This window comes from Streptomyces sp. NBC_00442 (genome assembly GCF_036014195.1).
GTDB lineage: Bacteria > Actinomycetota > Actinomycetes > Streptomycetales > Streptomycetaceae > Streptomyces.
In genome coordinates this window covers 98,786-119,377 of the sequence record NZ_CP107918.1, presented here as the reverse complement: position 1 = coordinate 119,377, position 20,592 = coordinate 98,786, and the positions used below count along the sequence as shown (strand labels likewise).

Here is a 20,592-nt window from a genome sequence, read left to right as displayed (position 1 = left end):
GAGGTGTGCGAAGGGTGAGACGGGCCGGTGGGCCCGGACGGCATGGGGTGCGCGGCTCCCGCGATCCCGGAGCGGGGTGCGTCAGTCCACGGTGATCACCACCGAGTGCCAGCCGCTCGCACCGTCCGGGATGGTGGGGGTGCGCTGCTCGGTCTGTGTCCGACCGGTGCGATCGGTGGCCCGGACCGTGAGGGTGTGGGGCCCGGAATCGGCCTTCCAGGGCAGGGACCACTGGCGCCAGGTGTCGGTGGTGTCCTCCGCGGCCAGGTCGGCCCGCGTCCACGGGCCGTCGTCCACGCGGACCTCGACCCGGTCGATCCCGCGGTGCTGTGCCCAGGCCACCCCGGCGACCATCACCGTCCCGGCTTTCGGGCGCGCGAACGGCTTCGGGGTGTCGATGCGGGACTCGGTCTTGATCGGCGCCTTCTGCGCCCAGGACCGCTTGACCCAGTACGAGTCGTAGTCGGCGAACGTCGTCAGTTCCAGATCCTGGAGCCACTTGCACGCCGAGACGTAGCCGTACAGACCCGGCACGACCATGCGGACCGGGAAGCCGTGCACGAACGGAAGAGGTTCGCCGTTCATGCCGACGGCGAGCATCGCGTCGCGGCCGTCCATGATGTCCTCCACCGGCGTGCCGATCGTCATGCCGTCCACCGAACGCGCCACGAGCTGATCGGCCGGGCCGCCGCGAGACGGCGGCCGCACCCCCGCCTCCTTGAGCAGGTCGGCCAGCGGCACCCCGATCCACCGCGCGTTCCCCACATAGGGGCCGCCGACCTCGTTGGAGACACATGTCAACGTGATGTCCCGCTCGATCAGTTGACGTTTCAGAAGGTCCTGGAAGGTGAGAGTGAGAGGCCGGCTGACGCCCTTCCCATGGATCTTCATCCGCCATGCGGTGGCATCGACCTTCGGGATCACCAGGGCGGTGTCGACGCGATAGAAGTCACCGTTGGGGGTGACGAACGGGCTGATGCCGGGGGTGTGCAGCACAGCACCGGGCGGGATCGGCCGGGCCGCGGAGGCAGGCGCCGGGAGCAGGACCTTGCCCCGTGAGGCGACCGCTCCTTGGCCTCGGGAATTGTTCAGGGACCTACCCAGCAGCCCGGCGCCGGCCGAGGCGGCAGCCGCCGCGCTCGCCGCGATGACGAAGCCGCGCCTGTCCCAGCCGTCCGCACGCACGGACATCCGGTCAGTCGGCGGTCCCTCGGCTTCGGCGGTGCTCTGCGGCGTGGTGAGACGCCCGATGAGCAGGTACAGGAGTCCCGCGCCCGCCAGGGAGCCCACCACCGACGGGAGGGCGTCCGCCGCGCTCGTCGAGTCCGGGCGGCTGGTGGCCGCCAGAGCCCCCACGACCCCGAACAGCAGGATCCCGGCGGCCCCGATCCGGCGAAAACGCAGCGCCAGCACACCGAGCACGAGGGCCAGCAGGGCCAGGACGCCGAGGATGCCGAGCTGAAGGACGAGCTTGTCGTTGGTGCCGAAGTGGCGGATCGCCCAGTCCTTGAGCGCGGGAGGCGTGCGGTCGATGGCCGCGCCGCCCACCGCGATCACCGGCCCGGATTCGGGCCGGACCGCAGCGGACACCAGCTCGGCGACGGCCAGCGCGGCGAACCCGGCGAGCAGTCCGGACAGGGCTGCGAGCGGAAGGCGGAACCCTCTGCTCAGAAGTTTCATCACGGCTCCTATTCGGAACCGACGGGCCGCGGGATTGGCCATTCACCCCAACGAGTTGCGCCACGCGGATGACTGACGTGCCGTGAGGGCCCTCCCGACGGACAGAACCCCAGGTGCATGGCCGTGTTCCGCAGCCACATCGGCACATGGCGGCAGTGTGTACGCGCCTACGCACGGCCCGCTCCGCCCGCGTCCCCGCCAGGCTCGCCACGCGGTGCACCGAGTTGGACGCGGCGCGCGCCGACGGGTTCCGGCACACCTGACTTCCGGCGCGGCGACGCACGACCGCCCTGCCCATGTGCTTCCGAACTCTCGCCCGTACTCCCGGCTCCCGGAGTGGTGTTGTCGGAAGTAGCCACGTACGTATGGGAGTTGACCGGCCAGCAGGACGAGAGCGGTCGCGCCGTGCAGGTGAGGACCAGCGGGTGACGGCGAGCGGCGGTCAGGGGACGGTCGGGCGCAAGCTGTCCTTTTCGGTGATCCCCGGCGTGGTGGTGGCGCATCGGGTGGAAGACGGCGGACCGGGCGGCGGGAAATCCCCGGCGAGCAGCAATCCGTTGGCCTTCGGGCACCGAATCACTGTCATGGCCATAACCTTCCAGGAGCATCAGCGGGTGCGAGCGGTCGCGCACAGCGACGGTGTGCGCCAGGCCGGCTCCGACCTGCCCGAGCTCCTGGCCAGGACCGCGCGTGATGACCGGGGGCTGACCTATCGAGAGGTCAGCGAGCTGCTGTCCGTGCCGCTCGGCACCATCAAGACCCGCTTGCGCGACGGACTCATCCGGCTGCGCGACTGCCTGGGGGTGACCGCGTGACCGGAGCCGACCTGCACACACTGACCGGCGCATACGCCCTGCACGCACTCCTCGACGACGAACGCACGGAATTCGAACGCCACCTCGCCCAATGCGAGCCCTGCACCCAGGAAGTCCGCGAACTCGCCGCCACCGCAGGCCGTCTCGGCCTGGCCATGACCACCACACCTCCCCCAGCGCTGAAAGCAGACGTCCTGCGCAGGATCAGCACCGTACGCCAGGACCCGCCCCGCACCACACCCCTGGCACCCCACGTGACGCGGACCGGCCGCACGCGCACCCTGACACGCCTCGCACTCGCCGCCTGCCTCGCCGCCGCCGTCGCACTCGGCGGCACCGCCGCCTGGCAGCACCAGCGGGCCGACACCGCACGCGACCAGGCAAAGTCCGCCCAAAAACAGTACCGGCAACTGGCCGACGTCCTGACGGCCCCCGACGCCAAAGCGACCACCGGACCAGTCACAGGCGGCGCCAACGCCACCCTCGTCATCGCCCGCAGCCGCGACCAAGCCGTCTTCCTCGCCTCCGGCCTCACACGACCCCCCGCAGGAAAGGTCTACCAACTCTGGTTCAACGACGCCGGCACCATGCGACCCGCCGGACTCATGAACCCCACCCAAACCACCGAAGCAGTCCTGCTCACCGGCCCCGTCGACCAAGCCACCGGCATGGGCATCACCCTCGAACCCACAGGCGGCTCCCCACACCCCACCACCACACCCCTGGCCGTCATGGCCTTCCCCCACGCCTGAACCACGCCGCCTCCGTCGGGGTCCGCCGAGGGCTGCCCACATCACTTCAGCGGCACCACATCAGCTCGCGCGCCGGGCCCGCCCCGGGGGGCCTCCCTCTCCACGCCCCGGAGAGGGAGGCCCGCCGCCTAGGGGGCGAGGATCACCTCGTACCACTCCATCTCGAGTATGCGGTCCGCGACGACGGCTCGGCCGAGTTCGCCCCCGGCACCCGTGTTCTCGGGCAGGGGCACATGGGCCCGGATGCAGGGTGCGTTACTGCCGTGGGGGCTGTCCCGTACGACATCGACGTGCCACACCCCGTCGGTCTTCCTGGGGATGATCTCCGTGCAGTCGGAGCCGTTCGTGCCACCCTGCACCGAGCTGGCGAAGGGAAACTCGTCGCAGGAGTCGTTCGCGACACTGGGGTCCGGCTTGAACGGCAGCGGGGCCGCCGTGCACGACTGCCTGCGCTTCTTGGCCGCTTCCGTCCTCCCTCCGGAATTGCGCTGCAGCGGCTTCGTCTCGGTGCCGAAGTTGCCGCCATGGAGGTTGCTCTGCGCCCAGGCGTAGGCGATGGCGGCTGCCCCGTAGGCGGATTCGCGGATGGTCACGTTGGCCATGTGCCCCATCACGATGCAGCCGGGGTACTGGCCGACCTGCGCATCACAGCGCAGCTGGTGGCCGTTCCAGCTCACCGGGTTCGCAAGGCCGCCGCCCGCCTCGAGGATCGTCCCGAACGACGTGTAGGTGGGGTAGATGAACGAGTTGGTGCCCTTGGTGACGCTGGAGGTGAAGGACAGGTTCCCGGTCCTCTCGTCACCGAGCGAGAGCTCTATGGGTGCGCCGCCCCAGGCCGGTGCGTCCACGGTGCACAGGCCGCTGCAGGTGGCGGACAGGTCCATCGACACGGTCTTCGCTTCGCCCTCCATCTCGGTGGCCTTGACGGCGAGGTTCTCCGTCCACTTTCCGCTGGAGGAGCTCAGGCGGGCGAAGCTCAAGGCCACGACGACGGAGTGGCCTGTCTCCTTGCCGTCGGTGTCGAAGGCCGTGATCGTGAACTTCTCGCCCCAGCAGTAGTTGTGCCGGTCGGCGTTCCGGCCCTTGGGGCATGGACCGTCCGAGGGCTCGTTCGCGGTGCCTTCGGTGTCAGTGGCTTTGGCCGTGGCCTTGGCAATGGCTTGGGAAGGGACGGCGACGGGTTCCGCCTTGCCGCAGGTCCAGCCGGTGCCATGGCGGCGCGCCTGGGACCCCGGGGCCGTGGACTTGCACGTGCCGTGGCCCTTGGGGGCGGCCTTGGCGGGTGCGGCGGCGGCCGGTGAGGCGCCCAGGGCGAGGAGGGCCGCGGTGAGGGCGAGTGCGGCTACGGCCGCGAGCAGGTGTCTGACGCGTTTCAAAGCGTGGTTCCCCTCGATCGGTGGTGTACGGGTCCACCACGGATCGAACCGGTCAGGGGCCCGCCCGCACAGGAGCGGAATAAGCCCCTCCTTGATCCTTTTTGGCCCGTTGCGGGCTCACGCCGCCACCCCCGCGGCCGCTACGTTCACCCATTGACCGAACACAAACAACCAGGGGGAAAGGGCAACGATGCGCCCCACAAAACCCGTCAGCCACATAGGCAGAACACTCATGGCCTGTGCCGCCTCGGCCGCTGTGGCCACCGTGGGACTTGCCGTCTCACCGGCCGCCGCCTCGGCCGCCGCACCCGCGAAGGCGGCACCCGCCACCACCGCGCAGGCCGAGGCCGGCGCCGCCTGCACGGCGGCCGACCTCGGCACACGGCACCCGTACATCAAGACCTCCGAAGTGACCCCGACGATCACCCACTTCAACGGCTGGTACGTCACCAACGGCTCGACCGGTACCCAGACCGTCAACACCAGCGTCCAGACGACCATCTCGGTGTCCGTCGGCCTCACCGGCAACGTCGAAGGCAGCTTCGCCGTCGAGACGCTCGGCAAAGTCGGCGCGAGCCTCGGCCTGAACGTGCAGGTGAACTACACCTCCACCAGCAGCACGTCGACGTCCGTCACGTGGAACTTCCGCAATCCCGGCTATTACGGCCTCTACAAGGGCACCAAGAAGGTCACCGGCACCTACGGCAGCCTCAACTGCAACCGCGTCCAACAGGGCGACGGCAGCTGGGCGTTGAAGTGGATCCAAGGATCCGACACCGGCAGCTACACCACCTTCACCACCCTGGAGGAAGGCGCGGTGCGCTGCGAGGACCAGGTCCCCGCCAACAGCATCATGCGCAAGGCGCAGGACCTCCTCGACTGCGGCTCCGCCACCGCCACCGCGAAGCACGCGGCCGGGCCGGTCCCCTCGGCGAAGGCCGCCAAGGCCAGGCACGAGGCCGAGCGGGCCGAGCGAGCCGCCACGGCCGAGAAGAGTGTGAAGGCCGCCGGCGGTCCGGCCGCCGCCCCCGCCGTCGGGGCCGCCGCTCTGAACTGCCAGCCCGCCGTCTACCGGATCGACGTCCCTGGCAAGCCGCTGAACTGGAGCGCACCGCTCCTGGCCAACGACGGCGTCCGCCTGCGCGAATCCAATTTCTTCAGCGCCCACCTGGACAACTGGAAACTCTGCAACGTGACGGAGCAGAACGGGGTGATCGAGGCGTCCCTGTGGAACTGGGGCAACGGCGGATGCGCGACCATCCCGGCGGCCATCGCCAACCAGGAGCAGGCCTACCTGACGACGGCCACCTGTGGGGAGGACGACCTCCAGCGCTTCTCCATCTACCGTGACGTACCGGGCAGCTCGAAGATCGGTGTGCAGAACAAGTACACCGGCTCGATGTTGGGCCACGACCGTTACGCGGACGGGGAGTTGATCCGGCAGTACTCCAGCGGCAGGCAGGACGGCACGGGTACGTACACCCTGACCGTGGTCTGACGGCCCCCACCACGTGAGCGGCGCCCCGCACGTGAACCCGTGGACCTCCGGCCGCCCGGTCCAGGCCTGCGGGTTCGGGCCTCCGGGTGCGGCCTTCCGGTTCCGCGCGGGGCGTTGCGCGTCGCTGTCCCGAAGTCGCAGTCCCGACACCGGCCTTGGGGGCCCCGACCGGTGACCGTGACCACCCTGACGACCAGCCCGCCGACTGGCCGGAGTGCTTCGGGGGGCTCACGCGGTGAGCCGGGCTCAGGCGGTGACGTGCTGCTCGGTGCCGGTGCCGGTGCCGTCGACAGTCGTCTCGGGGTTGATGCCGTGCTGCTCTTCTTCGGGGCGGCCCTTCCTGGGCAGCAGGAAGGTGATGGCGAGGAAGACCACCAGCAGCCCTGCCTGGACGATCAACGCGCGGTGGAAGCCGCCGGTGAAGTCACCGGTCTTCGCCCGCGCGAAGAACACCGAGCCGAAGACCGCGACGCCGATGGAGCCGCCCACCGCCTGGACCGCCGACAGGACACCGGAGGCGGATCCGATCTCGTCGTCGTCGACCGCGGCCAGGATGAAGCTGAACAGGGCGGCGATCACCAGGCCGGCGCCGACGCCCGCCACCGCGACTCCGGGAACGATGTCCCAGATCGAGACCGAGGCGGCATCGAGGCCGTCGAGCTCGCGCCAGAGCACGGCAGCTCCGGCCAGCTGGACCAGCGGTCCGATCTGGAGCACCTTGCGGCCGATCCTGTCGGCGAGGAACGCGCCGCTGACCGCGCCGCCGATCGCGGTTCCCACCGCGAGGGGCAGGTTGCCAAGACCCGCCTCTCCGGCGGTGAAGCGGTGGCCGATCTGGAGGAACAGGGTGAGTACGAGCTGGCTGCCGATCAGTCCGCCGAAGAACAGGGCGATGCCGCCGAGCCCCACGGTGAAGGCCGGCTTGCGCAGCAGGCCCGGGGTCACCAACGGCTCGCGGCCCGCGGCCGCCGCACGGCGCTGGTGCAGGGCGAAGAGAACGAACCCGATCGCCGAGGCCGCCATGGACAGCCACGTCCACAGGGGCCAGCCCTCCTCCTGCCCCTGGTTGAGCGGCAGCACCAGCAGAGCGCAGGACGCCACGACCAGGGCGGCGCCGGCCATGTCGACCCGTACCGCGCGGTCGCCCGTCTTCTTGGGCACGAACCGCGCCGCGACGATCAGTGCCGCGATGCCGATGGGCAGGTTGACCAAGAACACCGACCGCCAGCCCAGGCCGAAGAAGTCGCCCTCGATCAGGAAGCCGCCCAGGACGGGGCCGACGATGCCGCCCAGACCCAGGACGGGCCCGAAGACCGCGAAGACCTTGGTGAGCTCGGGGCCGGAGAAGTTCTCCCGCAGCAGACCCAGGCCCTGGGGCAGCAGTATCGCTCCGGCGGTGCCCTGCAGCAGGCGGAAGGCGATCAGCGACCCGATGTTCGGCGCGATCGCGCACAGCAGGGAGCACGTGGTGAATGCCGCGAGTCCCATCAGGAACATCCGGCGCCTGCCGTAGCGATCGCCGAGCCGGCCGCCGAGCACGAGCCCGCCGCCCAGGGTGAGGGCGTAACCGCCGATCACCCATTGCAGGCCGACGGAACCGGCACCGAGGGACTTCTCCAGGTCCGGTCCGGCGACGTTGACGATCGAGGCGTCCAGGAGGTCCATGATCTCCGCGACGATCATCACCACCAGGATCAGCCATCGCCACCGGTAGGGCTCGGTCGTCTCGTCGGGGGTCGGGGCCGGGTTGTGCACGCCAGATACCTCCACGGTGAAGCAATTCCACCATGAAGGTAAATTGATGCCGGTAGGTTGTCAAAGCGGAGTGGGCGCGCGGACCACGCGGATCGCTGCCGAGCATGGGACCGCGCGGCTCGCGCGGCGGGAGAAGGGCGGAGGCGTGGAGGAAGCAGTGCGCGACGGTGTCGCGGAGCAGCGTGAGCGGCTGATGGAGTCGCTGAGGATCTACGGCGGCCACTACACCGAACTCAGTCGGCGCTTCGCCGCCTGGCTGGGCCTGCACTCCACGGATGCGACCGCGGTCTTGGAGATCGCCGCAGCCGAGGAGCGCGGCACCCCCCTGTCGCCGGCGCGGCTGAGCGAGCGGATCTCCCTGTCCACCGGCGCCACCACCGCCCTCCTGAACCGCCTCGAAGCGGCAGGGCACATCACCCGCGCCCGCGAGCACACCGACCGGCGCATCGTCACGTTGCGCAGCGGCGGCCACATCCAGGAACGGGCGGACGAGTTCTTCGGCCCGCTCGCCCACCGCCTCGACGCCGCGATGTCGCACTACCCGCCCCAGTTCCTGGAACAGGTGGAGGCGTTCATGGCCGGCCTGAACACCACCATGGACAGCCACCTCGCGGAACAGGACGCGGTGACACCGCGCTCCGTTCGCACCCCCGAGGAACGAACTCCCTGACCGTCATGCTCCCCGCCGCCCATCGCCCATGAGGTGGGCGACATCCTCGTCCTCGATGCCGTGCGTCAAGGACGGATGGTGCCGACGGCGAGCGGTTCCCGCAGGAGCTCGACGATGAGAGCGGGCTGTCCTGGGGCCGGTGGAGTGGCCCGTCCGCCACGCGCGGGCGAGTGATCACGATCGGTCAGCCGTATCGCCGCAGCAGTCCGTCCACGTACGCCTCCAGCCGTTCCGCCACCACGTCGGACGTCAGATCGTCCCGGCCCAGTTCACGCCACGGGCCGGCCAGTTTCGCCGCGTCGGGGCAGTAGTGCAGGGCGTCGAGCAGCCGCCAGTACAGGTGGTCGTGGTCGTCGGCGAGGCAGCGGCCGCCCTGTGCCTCGTACCGCTCGCGGAACTCCAGCCCGTGCGCCGGCCCGTGCAGCAGCGCGAGCGCGGTCGAACAGTGCGCCACGTCCAGGTCGGCAGGTCCCCACGACGTCTCGACCCAGTCCACGACGCCGGTGATCCGCAGGGTGGGACCGGTTCCCGCGAAGAGTACGTTCCCGGGGTGGAAGTCGCGGTGCAGGAAGCGGCCGTCGTACGCCGGCGGCTCCCGGCGGAGCGCGTCGACGGCCCGCTCCCACAGGGGGCCGTCGGGGGTGCGCACGCGTTCCGGGGGCGTCCACGCCTGGTACGTGCGCGGTCTTTCGTCCGGTACGACGCCGTGGATGCCGACGAGCTGAGCCGCTAGCAGGTCCAGGCGCCGGGCCAGGTCGTCCTCGTCCACGCGGACGCGGCCGGGCAGCGCGGACATCAACAGCGTCGGGTGGTCGCAGTGTTCGGCCGTGGCGTCCACGGCGACGAAGTCGGGCGCCGGAATGTTCTCCTGCCCGGCGAGCAGCGTCAGGACGGACGCCTCGCGGGTCAGCAGCCCGGGGCCGTGATGGCGGAAGAACGGCTTCACGAAGGTCCGTTGTACCAGGGCGGTACCGTCGTCGAGGCTGAGCCGGCGCATCTGGGAGCTCCAGCCACCGGACAGGAGGCGCGAGCCGGTGACCTCACGGCCGTTGCCGAGCTGCTTGGCCACCCATGTACGGGTAGCCGACCAGCCCTGGTCGTCGAGGCCGGTCAGCACCGCGTCGACGAATTCCCGCCGGTCCTCGCCGTGATCGCGGAACCACATCGCCAACTGGTGCTGTGCGTTGGGAAGTTCGAACCGCGTGTACTGGGAGCGGGTGGCCAGCGCTTCCTGTACGGACTCGGTCACCGCGGCCGGAATGACCGCGTCCGTGCCCGGCACGGCCAGCACCGCCCGGCCCTCGTACGCCCGCAGCACCTGAAGCGCACGCGCCTCCCGCCAGCTGTCCGGCCGCCGGATGATGCCGCTGAACCGCCCGTTCCCGTCCCCGAAGGGCACGTCCCACGCCTCCTCGGTGTACACGGCGGGCGCGCACAGCCCCAGCGCCGTCACCCGATCCCCGTAGTGCGCCACGAGATCCGCCACCGTCTGCCCGCTCATGCTGAAGCCCACCAGGACCAGCGGCCCCTCCGCGCCGCCATACGCATCGATCACCCCGACGGCCTGTCCGAACCGTCGCCGCAGGCTCAACTCGCCGAGTTCTCCCGTACTTTCGCCGTGCCCGGAGAAATCGAGGGCCACCCCTCGGCAGCCGCGGTTCACGAACTCCCTTACCAGCGGGAGCAGTCGCTCCTTGCTGCTGCTGCCCGCGCCATGCAGCACCACCACGGTGGGATCGGAGGGATCACCGGCGTAGATACCGCTGAGGCGTTCACCGTCGTGGCCGTGCGTGAAGTCGGAAAACATGCCCTGATTATTCACGCACGCCCTGGCCTTGGTCCGGCGGTCCGGCGGTCCGCCGGGGCCTCAGGGGCCTCAGGGGCCCTGAACACCGGCCGGCTTCACGGCCACGGCCCTCGCGGGGGCACGCATGGCCGTAGCAGACCCCACGACAGAGCAATCTGCACGTCGTCCAGGAACGAATCCCCAGTGAGGCCCCAGAACGCGGGCCGGACCGTGACGAGGTGAGCTGCGATGACGGACGAGGAGTTCCGGGCCCTCCTGGCCGAGGCACGCGAGGAGGCGCGTCGCGTGGTTCTCCCTCCTCCCGCGCACGAGCCGGGTGATGACGCGGAGTTCGCGCTGCGTGCCCGGCATGCCGAGTTCGGGGCCTCCGCCCATTGACGGGGTACTGACGCAGAGGGAGAGGAGATCGGGGTGGTCAGAGAGACGGGATCGGATGGGGCGGCGGTGTGCCGTCCAGGACGGCGGCGGCGCACAGGGCGGTCATGTGGTGCCAGCCCTGGGCGCCGTGGAGCATGGTGTGGCCGCCGTGCGGCATCTTCACCGCGTGCACATCGGCGCCCTGGGCGCGGGCCCTGCGGGCGAAGGCCCATGTCAGATCGGCCCGGGTGACGCGGTCCCGGGGGTCGTGCAGCATCACGACGGTCTTGTCCCGCAGGTGGGAGGCGGGCTCGCCCGCCGGGCACCAGGGGGCGAGCGCGATGACGCCGCGTACCGATGGGTGGGCTGCGGCCCGCAGGGCAGCACGGCCGCCCATGGAGTGGCCCACGAGGACGACCGGGAGGCCGGGGGAGAGACGGCCCAGTTCGTCGAGGGCGTCACGGGCGTCGTGGACGGGGTCGGCCAACGGCCCGTTCCAGCCGCGTCGGCGATAGCGCACCGAGGCGAGCAGCAGGGTGTTCCGGGGCCGGGCACGCAGGATCGCGGTCCCGAAGAAACGCAGTCGCAGCGCGGGCAGGTTGATCCACGGAGGCGCTGCGAGGCCGTCGGCGCGCCCGCCGTGCAGCAGCACCACGGCGGCCTGGGGGTTCGGGGGCGCCGTGCGCACACTCAGCCTGGCAGCGTGACGCGAGGCCGTCGCCGTGTCGTCGGCGGAGCCGGGGGAGGACGTCATGGCCGCGCCGTCGAGGAGGAGGGGTGACGGCGTGGGGGGAGGGGGACGAAGCCGCTGGTGCGAGCCGCGTACGCGGTGTAGCCGGGGCGGTCCTTCATGTGCTCTTCCAGGAGGCGTTTCCCGCTGCCGCGCGTGAGGAGGAACGACATCAGCAGCGGTGACAGGAGCGAGAGCGCCGCCGACTGCCACGTCCCGCAGGCCATGGCGAACAGGCCCCACCAGATCAGGAAGTCGCCGAAGTAGTTGGGGTGCCGGGTCCACGCCCACAGGCCGCGGTCCATGATCTGGCCGCGGTGTGCGGGGTCGGCCTTGAACCGGGCGAGCTGGAAGTCACCCACCGACTCGAAGACCAGCCCCGCGGCCCACAGGACGCCCCCGGTCAGGGCGGCGGCGCCCAGCGGGCCGGGCGTGAACTGCGCGGCCTGGACGGGCAGAGAGATGAGCCAGATGAGGCCGCCCTGCAAGAGGTAGATCATGCGCAGGGCGTAGGCGTTGCGGCTGCCGGGAGCCTTCGCCAGCATGCGGTCGTAGCGCGGATCCTCGCCGTGCCCGCGGCCGCGCCAGGCGATGTGCGCGGCCAGACGCAGCCCCCAGATCGCGGTCGCGAGCGTCACCAGGAGCCGGCCCGCATCATCGCCGTGGCCTGCCGAGACGGTGTACGCGACCAGCGCCGCGCCGGTGAACCCCAGGCCCCAGGCGACATCGACCACCCGGTGCATGCCCGTGACCACGGCGACGGCGAAGGTGATGAGCATGACGGCGAGCACCGCGGCCGCCGTGAGGAGGAGCCCGGTGGCGAACGCGTGCCAGGGAAAGCCGGCCATCACATGCCTTTCTGCTGGTACCAGTCGGACAGGGTGGCGGGCATGGTCGCCGTGCCGTCCGTGCCGGGGCGTACGGCGAGGATCTGGTCGACTCCCATACGGCGTTCGGCGAACGCGAGGCCCCCGCCGGCGAGGTAGAGACGCCAGACCCGGGCCGTCTCCTGGCCGGCCAGGGCCACGAATTCCGCCCACCGTGCTTCCAGGGTGGCGTGCCACGCGGCGATGGTACGAACGTAGTGCTCGCGCAGCGACTCCACGGCCCACACGTCGAGGCCCGCGCCTTCCAGCAGGGCGACGGTCTCGCCCAGGGGCCGCATGTGCATGTCGGGTGCGATGTAGGACTCGATGAACGCGCCGCCACCGGGGGCGTGCCCGGTCCGCGACATCTGCTGGATCAGGAGACGGCCGCCGGGGCGCAGCAGGGTGTGGAGCCGGCCGGCGAAGTCGGGGTAGTGGGCGTCGCCGACGTGTTCGCCCATCTCGATCGCGCAGACGGCGTCGTAGTCGGCGCCGGTGATGTGCCGGTAGTGCCGCAGATGGACATCGACGAGATCGTCGAGACCTTCTTCGTGAACGCGCGCCGTGACGAAGTCGCGCTGTTCCCGCGACAGGGTGACCGCGGTGACGCGCGCCTTGAAGTGGCGTGCCGCGTACAGCGACAGGCTTCCCCAGCCGCAGCCCACGTCCAGCAGGCGCGCGCCGGGCGTCAGGCCCACCTTGCGGCAGATCAGCTCCAGTTTGTCGCGCTGGGCCTCGGCCAGACCGTACGAAGGGTCGTCCGGGCGGGTCCAGTAGGCGCAGGAGTAGGCCATGGACTCGTCCATGAGCAGTGCGTACCAGTCGTTGGACAGGTCGTAGTGGTGGCTGATCGCGGCCCGGTCGCGTTCGGTGCTGTGCAGCCGGCCGCGCAGCCGCGCCTGCGGTGCGTGCGGGGCGGGCGGGCGCGGGCCGACGGCTCCGCAGCGCAGGGCGGTGAGGGCGGCGGTCACATGCCGTCGAGCTCCCGGGCGGCCCGGCCGCACTTGGCGTGCGCGGACCGAACGCCACACCGTGCTCAGCGCGGCGGCCAGGTCCCCTTCGACGTCGAGCTCGTCGCTGATGTAGGCCTGGGCCAGCCCGAGTTCACCCGGCTCCCACATCAGACGGCGCAGGGCGCGCGGTGAGCGCAGGACGACGACCGGCGCGCCGTCGGGTCCGGCCTCGCTCCCGTCCCAGGCGCGCAGCCGCACCGGCAGAGCGGCCCCGGTGTACGACTGGACGGCCTCGGCCAGGCGAGGCGCCACGCCCTTCACCGCGCACCCGCCCCGGCGAGTACGAGGTGGTGCACGTCGAGGTAGCGAGCTCTGAACCCGGCCTCCGAATAGGCCAGGTAGAACTCCCACATCCGGGCGAAGGTGCCGTCGAAGCCGAGGGCCGCCACGTCACCGCCCCGGTCGGCGAAGCGCTCACGCCACAGCCGCAGGGTCTCGGCGTAGTGCGGCCCGTACGCGTCGTCGTGCACCGTCGCGAGGCCCGCCGCTTCGGCGGCGTGCCCCAGTGCTTCGACGGAGGGAATGCGACCGCCGGGGAAGATGTACTTGTGGATCCAGGTGTAGGTGCCGCGGGTGGCCTGCACGCGGTCGTGGGGCATCGTGATGGCCTGCAGCGCGATCCGTCCGCCAGGAGTGAGCAGGCGGGCCAGGGTGTCGAAGTAGACGGGCCAGTACTCCTCGCCCACGGCTTCGATCATCTCCACGCTCACGATCGCGTCGAAGTCGCCCGTGACATGGCGGTAGTCGCACAGCTCGACCGAGACGCGGCCGGTGTGGCCGGCCTGCGCGATGCGTGCGGCCGCGTGGTCGCGCTGCTCGCGGGACAGCGTCACCGTCTTGACGTGTGCGCCGCGCGCGGCCGCGCGCAACGCGAGTTCGCCCCAGCCGGTACCGATCTCCAGCACCCTGGTGCCACGCGTCACCTGAGCCAGGTCGAGCAGCCGGTCGATCTTTCGCCCCTGAGCCTCGGCCAGCTGTGGCCGGCCGGCGGGGAAGCCGCGGAAGACGGCACCGGAGTACGTCATGGTCTCGTCGAGGAACAGCGCGAACAAGTCGTTGGACAGGTCGTAGTGGCGCTGGATGTTGCTGCGCGCGCCGTGCAGGCTGTTGCGTTCCGCGGCCGGCTGGCGGTGCGCCCACAGACCGCGCAGTGCCTGCAACGGACGCGGAACGAGCGAGGAGACGTTCGCGGCCAGGACGGTGAGGACTCCGACCAGATCGTCGGTGTCCCACTCCCCGGCCATGTAGGACTCGCCGAAGCCGATCAGCCCGTCGGTGCCCAGGCGCCGGAAGAACGCCTGAGGGGCGTGCACGGTGACCAGCGGCCCCCGGTCCCCGGTGGGAGCCGCGCCACCCAGCTGTACGCGCAGCGGCAGCCGCCCCAGGGCGCGCCGAACGACCCACGCCGCCACGGCTGTCCGAAGCGGTGAACTGCGCGGCACCCCGGCCACGTCCGGCCACCGGGACGCGTCCACGACTGCGGGCGGCGCGGCGGCCCCGGTCGAACTGTCGGGGAAAGAGACTGCGGCCTTCACTTCATGCCCTCCTGGAGGCAGTGGCTGGGTCGGGAATGGACGGGCAGGCGGCGCAGGAACAGCCACAGTCCGTGCCTGCGGATCCCGGCCGCGACGGCGAGCGTCGACCACGGGTGACGCAACGCCGCCGACAGCAGGCGGCGGGGCGTCGCGGGAGTACGCGCGCCTCGCACCGTCGCGGTGAACGGCCGCTCGTCGCCCCGGCGCAGCTGCACGCTCAGGTTCAGGCGGTCGGAGGGCTCGGGCAGACGCATCCGGTAGGCACCGTCCACGGGGAAGAACGGAGAGACGTAGAACTCCTTGGGCACCACGGCCCGTCCCTCGGTGTCCGTGCGCAGCAGATAACAGTGGCGTTCGCCGTACGTGTTGTGGACCTCGGCGACCACGGCGACCAGATCGCCGCCGGGGCCGTGGCACCAGTACAGGGACAGCGGGTTGAAGACGTAGCCCAGCACGCGCGCCTGGGCGAGCATGAGGACCCGGCCCCCGTGCAGGCGTACACCCCGCGCCGCGAGGAAGCGGTCGAGGCCGGCGCGCAGCGTCGTGTCCGTCCCGGCGAAGTGGTCGCGCGCCTCGAAGCGGGCCAGTGGCCGCAGCGCGCGGGGCAGGATCGGCAGTTCATCGAGATCGACGAGCCACATGTAGGTGCGGTGGCTGAACGCGTGCCGCAGCGGAGCGGTACGCACGTGCGAAACGACGCATTCGTACAGCGCCGGGGCGGGCCGGGCGCGGACCGGGGCAGGGGTCATGGTGGTCACCACGGCACCCCCAGAGCGGCGGCGGCCCGCACACCGGAGCGGCACCCGTCCTCGTGGAATCCCCAGCCGTGATAGGCGCCGGCGTACACGGTGACCGGGGTGTTCAGCCCGGGGAGGTGCTGCTGCGCGGCGACCGACTCCCGTGTGTAGACGGGGTGTTCATAGGTCATGCGGGCCAGCACCTGGCCGGAGTCGATGCGGTCCCCGGCGTTGAGGGTGACGATGTACGGGTCGGGGGAATCCAGGCGTTGCAGCCGGCCCATGTCGTAGCTGACGCGGACCGTGTCCGCCGGGGACTCGCAGGAGGGCATCAGATAGTTCCAGGACGCCCTGGCCCGCCGGGCACTGGGCAGCAGGGCGGAGTCGGTGTGCAGCACGGTGTGGTTGCGCGAGTACGGGAAGGCACTCAGGACCCGGGATTCCCGCGGGGTGGGATCGGCCAGGAGCCGCAGGGCCTGATCGGGATGGACGGCGATCACCACGGCGTCGTACGTGCTCGTCACACCATCGGCGGTGATCACCTCGGCCCGGCCGGGGGCGCGCCGCACCGCCCGCACCGGGGTGGCGGTGTGACAGGCGGTGAGCTGCTTGACGACCCGGCCGACGTACTCGACCGAGCCACCCGTCACCGTCTTCCACTGCGGCGCCCCTCGGACCGACAGCATGCCGTGGTGCTCCAGGAACTGGAACAGGTACGTGGCCGGATACCGCATGGCCGTCTCCGGGGCGCACGACCACACCGCGGACACCAGCGGGGTGGCGAAATGGTGCACGAAGTACGGCGTGAAGCCGCCCTCCGCCAAGAACTCCCCGAGCGTCATCGTGCCGTCACGGTCCGAGGCGAGCGCCGCCCGCGCGGCACGATGGAACGCGGGGACCTGGCCGAGCATCCGCAGATAGCGACCGCTCAGCGCCCTGCGGGGCTGAGCGAACAGCCCCGCGAGCCCACGCGCGCCCGCGTACTGCAGGCCGCATCCGTCGCACCGCACCGACATGCTCATTTCCGCGTCCTGGGTGGCCACCCCCAGCTCGCGGAACAGGCGCAGCAGCAGGGGATACGTACGTTCGTTGTGGACGATGAAGCCGCTGTCGACCCGCACCGTGCCGCCCGCCGCCTGGGCCACCTCGTGCGTGTGGGCGTGCCCGCCCAGGCGCTCGTCGGCCTCGTACAGCGTCACGTCGCAGGCCTGCTGCAACACGTAGGCGGCGGTCAGTCCCGCCACCCCGCCGCCCACTACGGCTATCTGTCGCCGCTCCACTGTGCCCGTCGCCTCCAGCCTCGCGCGGCGCCGCTTGCCCGGCGCCGTATTCGCCAGTGATTCGGGGCCGCGCAGGCTTCGGATTGGTCCACTCGGACGGATTCCCGAGGCAAGGGGGCTTCTGCGTTCCGCCGCGGGTGCGCGCCTACGAGGTGTCGATGGAAATCGGCGCGGCGCAGGACCCCCGTATGGCGGACGGAACCGGCCGATTCAGTGCTGCCGGGACGTGCCCGACAGCGAGTGCGCGAGGAGGACCTCCGCCGCTGCCCGCGCGTGCCGGCCGTAGCCGGCCTCGTTCAGGACCATGGCACGGCTGGCGGCCCCGTCCGCGAGGATCACCAACTGCTCGGCGAGGGCGGCCGGTTCGCGACACCCCAACTCGGTCACCAGCACACCCACCAACTGCACCATCCGCACCTTCTGCTCACGCGCATAGGCGTGAACGGCACTGTCCGGATCGGGAAACTCCACCGCGGCGTCGATGAACGGGCACCCGCGCACCGGTGACGCATCCGGTGCGGGCGAGTCGAACAGCCCGAGGATCCGCTCCAGCGGCGGAACGTCCTGCCGCGTCAGGACGCTCTCCAGCGTGGCCCCGGAGGGGACGAGGTCCTGGAGATGTGCCACGACCAGGTCGTTCTTGGTCCGGAAGTGCGCGTAGAGCGTGCGCTTGGAGACGGGCGCCGCCTCGGCCACCTGCTCCATGCCGGTCGCGTTGATCCCCTGGGCGGCGAACAGCCGGGCAGCGGCGGCCAGGATGCGCTCGCGCCCGCCGCGCCCACGCCTCTGCGGCGCCGCGGTCCCGGCCTGGGCTTCACTCGTCGCACTCATGCGCCAAGTGTACGGGCGCGTTTACTTCGCAGGGGCGTCGAGCTGCTAGTGTCCGGCATGTAAACGCTCCCGTTTACTTGCCGGCTGCCGAGGAGTGCCCCACCCATGAGCCCGCTCGCATCCACCGACCTGCGTGACCACGCGGAAGCGCTGATACGAGGCCGTCGCGCGACCCGCGCCTTCCGCCCGGACCCGGTGCCGGAGGACACGATGCGCGCGGTCTTCCGCCTGGCCGGCGCCGCGCCCTCGAACTCCAACGCGCAGCCGTGGCGGGTGGAGGTGGTGAGCGGCGCTGTCCGCGACCGACTGGCGCGCGCACTCCGGGTGGCCCACGCGGAGCGCCGCACGACGATCGACCTCCCGTACTCCGAGGGCATGTACGCACCGGCCCACCAGGCGCGCCGCGCGGCATTCGGCGCACAGCTCTACGGAGCCCTGGGCATCGCCCCCGACGATCATGAGGCCCGAGCGGCGTACAACGCACGGAGTCTGAGCTTCTACGGCGCACCGCACGCCGCGTTCCTGTTCGTGACCGGCGACGGCGGAGCGCGACTCGCCGCCGATGTGGGCGCGTACCTGCAGACGCTGCTCCTGTCGATGACGGCGTACGGGGTGGCGAGCTGCCCCCAGGGTCTGCTGAGCTTCTACGCCGACACGGTCCGTGAGGAACTCGGCCTGAACGAGGGACAGTTGCTGGCAGGCGTCTCCTTCGGCTACGCCGACGGATCCGCACCGGTCAACCAAGTGACGACGGGCCGGGCCCCGCTGGAGGAGGTCACGACGTTCCACGGGTAGAGCGCGTACCGGATTCGAATGAGCTTGGTGCGCTGCTCGCGGGCCGGCATGCCTATGCGGAGCCGTGTGTTCGGGCCGGGCTGCACTCCACGATTTCTCGTGCTGCGCGCAGCCTGCTCGGATGGTCGTCGTCCAGCAGCCTGATGGTGATCATCACTGCTTGGAAGGTGCTGACGCCTTGGTCCTTCAGATGCTGCTGGACGGCATCCATGTCGCCGCTCGCGGTGAGCCGCCGTCTGCACTCATCGATCTGATCACCGATCTGTTGCGCGCGTTCAGGGGTCAGCCCGTGAACGCGGGCGAGGAGCTCTTCCACGGTGGGGCTTGGCATGCCCGCCATCCTTCCGGGTGCTGTCACTGCGCGCAGCTGGTTTTGCTCCGGCCCGCTCTGTCGCGCGAGCGCCCGTCCGCGCGAGTGTTCGTGTCGCCGCGCGTCGCTGCACTCGCGTCCTGCTCAAGACCTGTGGATCGGCCCCGGGTTGCACGCGAGGGGCGTACGTTCCCGAGTGCCCGATTGATGGCCATCGAGGATCCGGGGCTGCGAACACGGTCGGGAACGCACGCCCGTGGACGCATCATGGCCGCATGACCCGGCAAGCAGCTTATGCTGCGGAAATGATCAAGCCGATTGAACTCGTCATATTCGACTGTGACGGTGTGCTCGTCGACAGTGAACGCATAGCCGTGCGCATCCAGATCGAGCTGGGGGCGGAGCTCGGCTGGCCGCTGACCCAGGCGGACGTCATAGACCTGTTCATCGGGCGCTCACGGGAATCCATCTGCGAACAGATCGCCCAGCGGCTGGGGGAGGAGATCGCCGCCTACTGGTGGGAGCAGCTGATGCAGCGTCACCGCGAGGCGGTCGACGCAGGACTCGAGGCCGTGGACGGGCTGCCCGAGGCACTCGCCGAGATCACCCTGCCGGTCTGCGTCGCCTCCAGCGGTTCCCACGAGAAGATGCGCCACACTCTCGGCGTCACCGGACTCTACGACCGGTTCACGGGCCACATCTTCAGCTCCACCGAGGTCTCCCGGGGTAAGCCGGCCCCCGACCTCTTCCTGCACGCGGCACGGCGGATGGGCGTCGATCCTGCGGCCTGCGCCGTGGTCGAGGACAGCTACCCCGGCGTCCAGGCCGCCCACGCCGCCGGGATGCGTGCCTTTGGCTACGCCGGCGGCCTCACCCCGGCCGAACGACTCGAAGGCCCCGGCGCCATCGTCTTCCACGACATGCGCAAACTCCCCAGCCTCATCAACGAGCAGTAGACGCCGTCCCCGCCTCGCGTGGCCGAGCAGCCACGGGAATTGGCCGTTTCTCCCTGTACCGCACGGCCCGCGCAACTCTGACCTGGGCGGTTACGCCGAGCGCCCGTTCGCCGAGAAGTGCTGGTAGTCCGGGGGATCCCAGCGGCCGCCCCATTGCCAGCCGGCCTCGCGCATCGCCTCGATGATCGCATCACCGGGATGGATCATGCCCTTCACCTGCTGTGACCGATCCAGGAACGCGGCTCCGGCGGACGGATACACCGTGTCGTTCACATCGACGTACGGGTTTTCCAAGGTGTTGATGTCGACCGCGTCCCCGTACGAGTGCTGGGAGACCTCGGACGGATCGCCGGTGACCTTGCGGCAGTTGAAAGCGGAGGTGTTGTCGGCGGCCATCGCCGCCTCGTCGTCGCCGTCGAACTCGGCCATCACCCGCATCTGCCGGATGGGGAACTTCGCCTGGAGGGCCTGCGCGAAGACGTGGAGCAGCGGGGCCACCGCCCGGTCGCGGACGACGAGTTCGCCCCGGTGGACCTGGCTGTCGAAGCCCCAGTGGTTCATTTGCACGAGCCGTAGCCGGGAGGCCGGCACCGGGCAGCCGGCATGCCAGCTGAGGCCCAGCTTGGCCGGCGGGACGGCGGTGACGACCGCGTCGAGGGCATCGACCGGGTCGAGCGCGATGTGGGCGGCGCCACCCGTCGGGCGGGCTGTGGCAACCGGGCCGCAGAGGCCGCAGAGGGACAAGGCGCCGCACACCGCGAACGCGGCGATGGCGCGGGACCGGATCGGAATCACCGCACAGGCATAGCGCGTCCCCGCGGCCCGATCG

General features: G+C 70.8%; 19 protein-coding genes and 1 pseudogene. 7 read left to right on the top strand and 13 right to left on the bottom strand.

Annotation, left to right across the window (positions count from 1 at the left end; translation table 11 throughout):
- Nucleotides 1–81 precede the first annotated feature (81 nt).
- Nucleotides 82–1,680, bottom strand: a complete 1,599-nt coding sequence (locus tag OG432_RS00585; RefSeq protein WP_328306556.1) for a sulfite oxidase — start codon at nt 1,678–1,680, stop codon at nt 82–84.
- Between the two features lie 698 nt (nt 1,681–2,378).
- Here OG432_RS00585 and OG432_RS00580 point away from each other — a divergent pair.
- A pseudogene (locus tag OG432_RS00580) lies at nt 2,379–2,495 on the top strand (sigma factor-like helix-turn-helix DNA-binding protein); the annotation flags it as partial.
- Nucleotides 2,492–3,247, top strand: coding sequence for an anti-sigma factor (locus OG432_RS00575; RefSeq protein WP_328306554.1), 756 nt, complete (start codon nt 2,492–2,494; stop codon nt 3,245–3,247). The pseudogene OG432_RS00580 and the gene OG432_RS00575, both read left to right, overlap by 4 nt.
- Nucleotides 3,248–3,375: 128 nt before the next feature.
- On the opposite strand, the gene OG432_RS00570 is transcribed toward OG432_RS00575, so the two are convergent.
- The gene (locus tag OG432_RS00570) at nt 3,376–4,623 is read right to left on the bottom strand and encodes a NucA/NucB deoxyribonuclease domain-containing protein (RefSeq protein ID WP_328306552.1); all 1,248 of its coding nucleotides are present in this window, start codon (nt 4,621–4,623) and stop codon (nt 3,376–3,378) included.
- 232 nt (nt 4,624–4,855) lie between these two features.
- Here OG432_RS00570 and OG432_RS00565 point away from each other — a divergent pair, with 232 nt between their 5' ends.
- Nucleotides 4,856–6,121, top strand: coding sequence for a hypothetical protein (locus OG432_RS00565; protein WP_328306550.1), 1,266 nt, complete (start codon nt 4,856–4,858; stop codon nt 6,119–6,121).
- A gap of 246 nt (nt 6,122–6,367) precedes the next feature.
- Here the strand turns inward: OG432_RS00565 and OG432_RS00560 are convergent, their stop codons facing one another.
- Complete coding sequence (locus tag OG432_RS00560; RefSeq protein ID WP_443058312.1) at nt 6,368–7,891, bottom strand: MFS transporter; 1,524 nt, start codon at nt 7,889–7,891, stop codon at nt 6,368–6,370.
- Nucleotides 7,892–8,069: 178 nt separating this feature from the next.
- Here OG432_RS00560 and OG432_RS00555 point away from each other — a divergent pair, with 178 nt between their 5' ends.
- The gene (locus OG432_RS00555; RefSeq protein WP_443058535.1) at nt 8,070–8,546 is read left to right on the top strand and encodes a MarR family winged helix-turn-helix transcriptional regulator; all 477 of its coding nucleotides are present in this window, start codon (nt 8,070–8,072) and stop codon (nt 8,544–8,546) included.
- A 184-nt stretch (nt 8,547–8,730) separates the two neighbouring features.
- Here OG432_RS00555 and OG432_RS00550 read toward each other — a convergent pair whose 3' ends face one another.
- Nucleotides 8,731–10,353: an alpha/beta fold hydrolase gene (locus OG432_RS00550; protein WP_328306546.1), complete on the bottom strand. Its 1,623-nt coding sequence runs from the start codon at nt 10,351–10,353 to the stop codon at nt 8,731–8,733.
- 228 nt (nt 10,354–10,581) lie between these two features.
- On the opposite strand from OG432_RS00550, the gene OG432_RS00545 reads away from it, so the two are divergent.
- A complete protein-coding gene (locus OG432_RS00545) occupies nt 10,582–10,731 on the top strand; it encodes a hypothetical protein (RefSeq protein ID WP_328306544.1) in 150 nt (49 codons plus the stop codon).
- Between the two features lie 37 nt (nt 10,732–10,768).
- On the opposite strand, the gene OG432_RS00540 is transcribed toward OG432_RS00545, so the two are convergent.
- The 7 genes from OG432_RS00540 to OG432_RS00510 form a co-directional block, all read right to left on the bottom strand.
- Nucleotides 10,769–11,464 carry an alpha/beta fold hydrolase gene (locus tag OG432_RS00540; protein ID WP_328306542.1) on the bottom strand — a complete coding sequence of 232 codons (696 nt, stop codon included), beginning with the start codon at nt 11,462–11,464 and terminating at the stop codon, nt 10,769–10,771.
- On the bottom strand, nt 11,461–12,288 hold the full coding sequence (locus tag OG432_RS00535) for a DUF1295 domain-containing protein (protein WP_328306541.1): 828 nt from the start codon (nt 12,286–12,288) through the stop codon (nt 11,461–11,463). Before OG432_RS00535 ends, OG432_RS00540 begins: the two co-directional genes overlap by 4 nt.
- Nucleotides 12,288–13,580: a cyclopropane-fatty-acyl-phospholipid synthase family protein gene (locus OG432_RS00530; RefSeq protein WP_328306538.1), complete on the bottom strand. Its 1,293-nt coding sequence runs from the start codon at nt 13,578–13,580 to the stop codon at nt 12,288–12,290. Before OG432_RS00530 ends, OG432_RS00535 begins: the two co-directional genes overlap by 1 nt.
- Nucleotides 13,577–14,854 carry a class I SAM-dependent methyltransferase gene (locus OG432_RS00525; protein ID WP_443058311.1) on the bottom strand — a complete coding sequence of 426 codons (1,278 nt, stop codon included), beginning with the start codon at nt 14,852–14,854 and terminating at the stop codon, nt 13,577–13,579. The genes OG432_RS00530 and OG432_RS00525 overlap by 4 nt, the downstream gene beginning before the upstream one ends.
- Nucleotides 14,851–15,603: a DUF1365 domain-containing protein gene (locus tag OG432_RS00520; RefSeq protein ID WP_328306537.1), complete on the bottom strand. Its 753-nt coding sequence runs from the start codon at nt 15,601–15,603 to the stop codon at nt 14,851–14,853. Before OG432_RS00520 ends, OG432_RS00525 begins: the two co-directional genes overlap by 4 nt.
- A 5-nt stretch (nt 15,604–15,608) precedes the next feature.
- A complete protein-coding gene (locus tag OG432_RS00515; protein WP_328306535.1) occupies nt 15,609–16,871 on the bottom strand; it encodes an NAD(P)/FAD-dependent oxidoreductase in 1,263 nt (420 codons plus the stop codon).
- A gap of 210 nt (nt 16,872–17,081) precedes the next feature.
- Nucleotides 17,082–17,702 carry a TetR/AcrR family transcriptional regulator gene (locus OG432_RS00510; RefSeq protein WP_328306533.1) on the bottom strand — a complete coding sequence of 207 codons (621 nt, stop codon included), beginning with the start codon at nt 17,700–17,702 and terminating at the stop codon, nt 17,082–17,084.
- A gap of 105 nt (nt 17,703–17,807) precedes the next feature.
- Here OG432_RS00510 and OG432_RS00505 point away from each other — a divergent pair, with 105 nt between their 5' ends.
- Nucleotides 17,808–18,497 (top strand): nitroreductase, encoded by a 690-nt coding sequence (locus tag OG432_RS00505; protein WP_328306532.1) that lies wholly within the window; start codon nt 17,808–17,810, stop codon nt 18,495–18,497.
- Between the two features lie 52 nt (nt 18,498–18,549).
- Here OG432_RS00505 and OG432_RS00500 read toward each other — a convergent pair whose 3' ends face one another.
- Nucleotides 18,550–18,828 carry a hypothetical protein gene (locus OG432_RS00500; protein ID WP_328306530.1) on the bottom strand — a complete coding sequence of 93 codons (279 nt, stop codon included), beginning with the start codon at nt 18,826–18,828 and terminating at the stop codon, nt 18,550–18,552.
- A gap of 284 nt (nt 18,829–19,112) precedes the next feature.
- Between OG432_RS00500 and OG432_RS00495 the strand changes: the two genes are divergently transcribed.
- Nucleotides 19,113–19,763: an HAD family hydrolase gene (locus tag OG432_RS00495; RefSeq protein ID WP_328306528.1), complete on the top strand. Its 651-nt coding sequence runs from the start codon at nt 19,113–19,115 to the stop codon at nt 19,761–19,763.
- A gap of 90 nt (nt 19,764–19,853) precedes the next feature.
- Here OG432_RS00495 and OG432_RS00490 read toward each other — a convergent pair whose 3' ends face one another.
- Nucleotides 19,854–20,558, bottom strand: a complete 705-nt coding sequence (locus tag OG432_RS00490; RefSeq protein ID WP_328306526.1) for a M15 family metallopeptidase — start codon at nt 20,556–20,558, stop codon at nt 19,854–19,856.
- Nucleotides 20,559–20,592: the final 34 nt, after the last annotated feature.

Coding starts and splice junctions, on each gene's coding strand:
- OG432_RS00585 (WP_328306556.1), bottom strand. CDS start 1,680: ATGAAACTTCTGAGCAGAGGGTTCCGCCTTCCGCTCGCAGCCCTGTCC.
- OG432_RS00565 (WP_328306550.1), top strand. CDS start 4,856: ATGGCCTGTGCCGCCTCGGCCGCTGTGGCCACCGTGGGACTTGCCGTC.
- OG432_RS00555 (WP_443058535.1), top strand. CDS start 8,070: ATGGAGTCGCTGAGGATCTACGGCGGCCACTACACCGAACTCAGTCGG.
- OG432_RS00550 (WP_328306546.1), bottom strand. CDS start 10,353: ATGTTTTCCGACTTCACGCACGGCCACGACGGTGAACGCCTCAGCGGT.
- OG432_RS00545 (WP_328306544.1), top strand. CDS start 10,582: ATGACGGACGAGGAGTTCCGGGCCCTCCTGGCCGAGGCACGCGAGGAG.
- OG432_RS00540 (WP_328306542.1), bottom strand. CDS start 11,464: ATGACGTCCTCCCCCGGCTCCGCCGACGACACGGCGACGGCCTCGCGT.
- OG432_RS00535 (WP_328306541.1), bottom strand. CDS start 12,288: ATGGCCGGCTTTCCCTGGCACGCGTTCGCCACCGGGCTCCTCCTCACG.
- OG432_RS00520 (WP_328306537.1), bottom strand. CDS start 15,603: ATGACCCCTGCCCCGGTCCGCGCCCGGCCCGCCCCGGCGCTGTACGAA.
- OG432_RS00510 (WP_328306533.1), bottom strand. CDS start 17,702: ATGAGTGCGACGAGTGAAGCCCAGGCCGGGACCGCGGCGCCGCAGAGG.
- OG432_RS00505 (WP_328306532.1), top strand. CDS start 17,808: ATGAGCCCGCTCGCATCCACCGACCTGCGTGACCACGCGGAAGCGCTG.
- OG432_RS00500 (WP_328306530.1), bottom strand. CDS start 18,828: ATGCCAAGCCCCACCGTGGAAGAGCTCCTCGCCCGCGTTCACGGGCTG.
- OG432_RS00495 (WP_328306528.1), top strand. CDS start 19,113: ATGATCAAGCCGATTGAACTCGTCATATTCGACTGTGACGGTGTGCTC.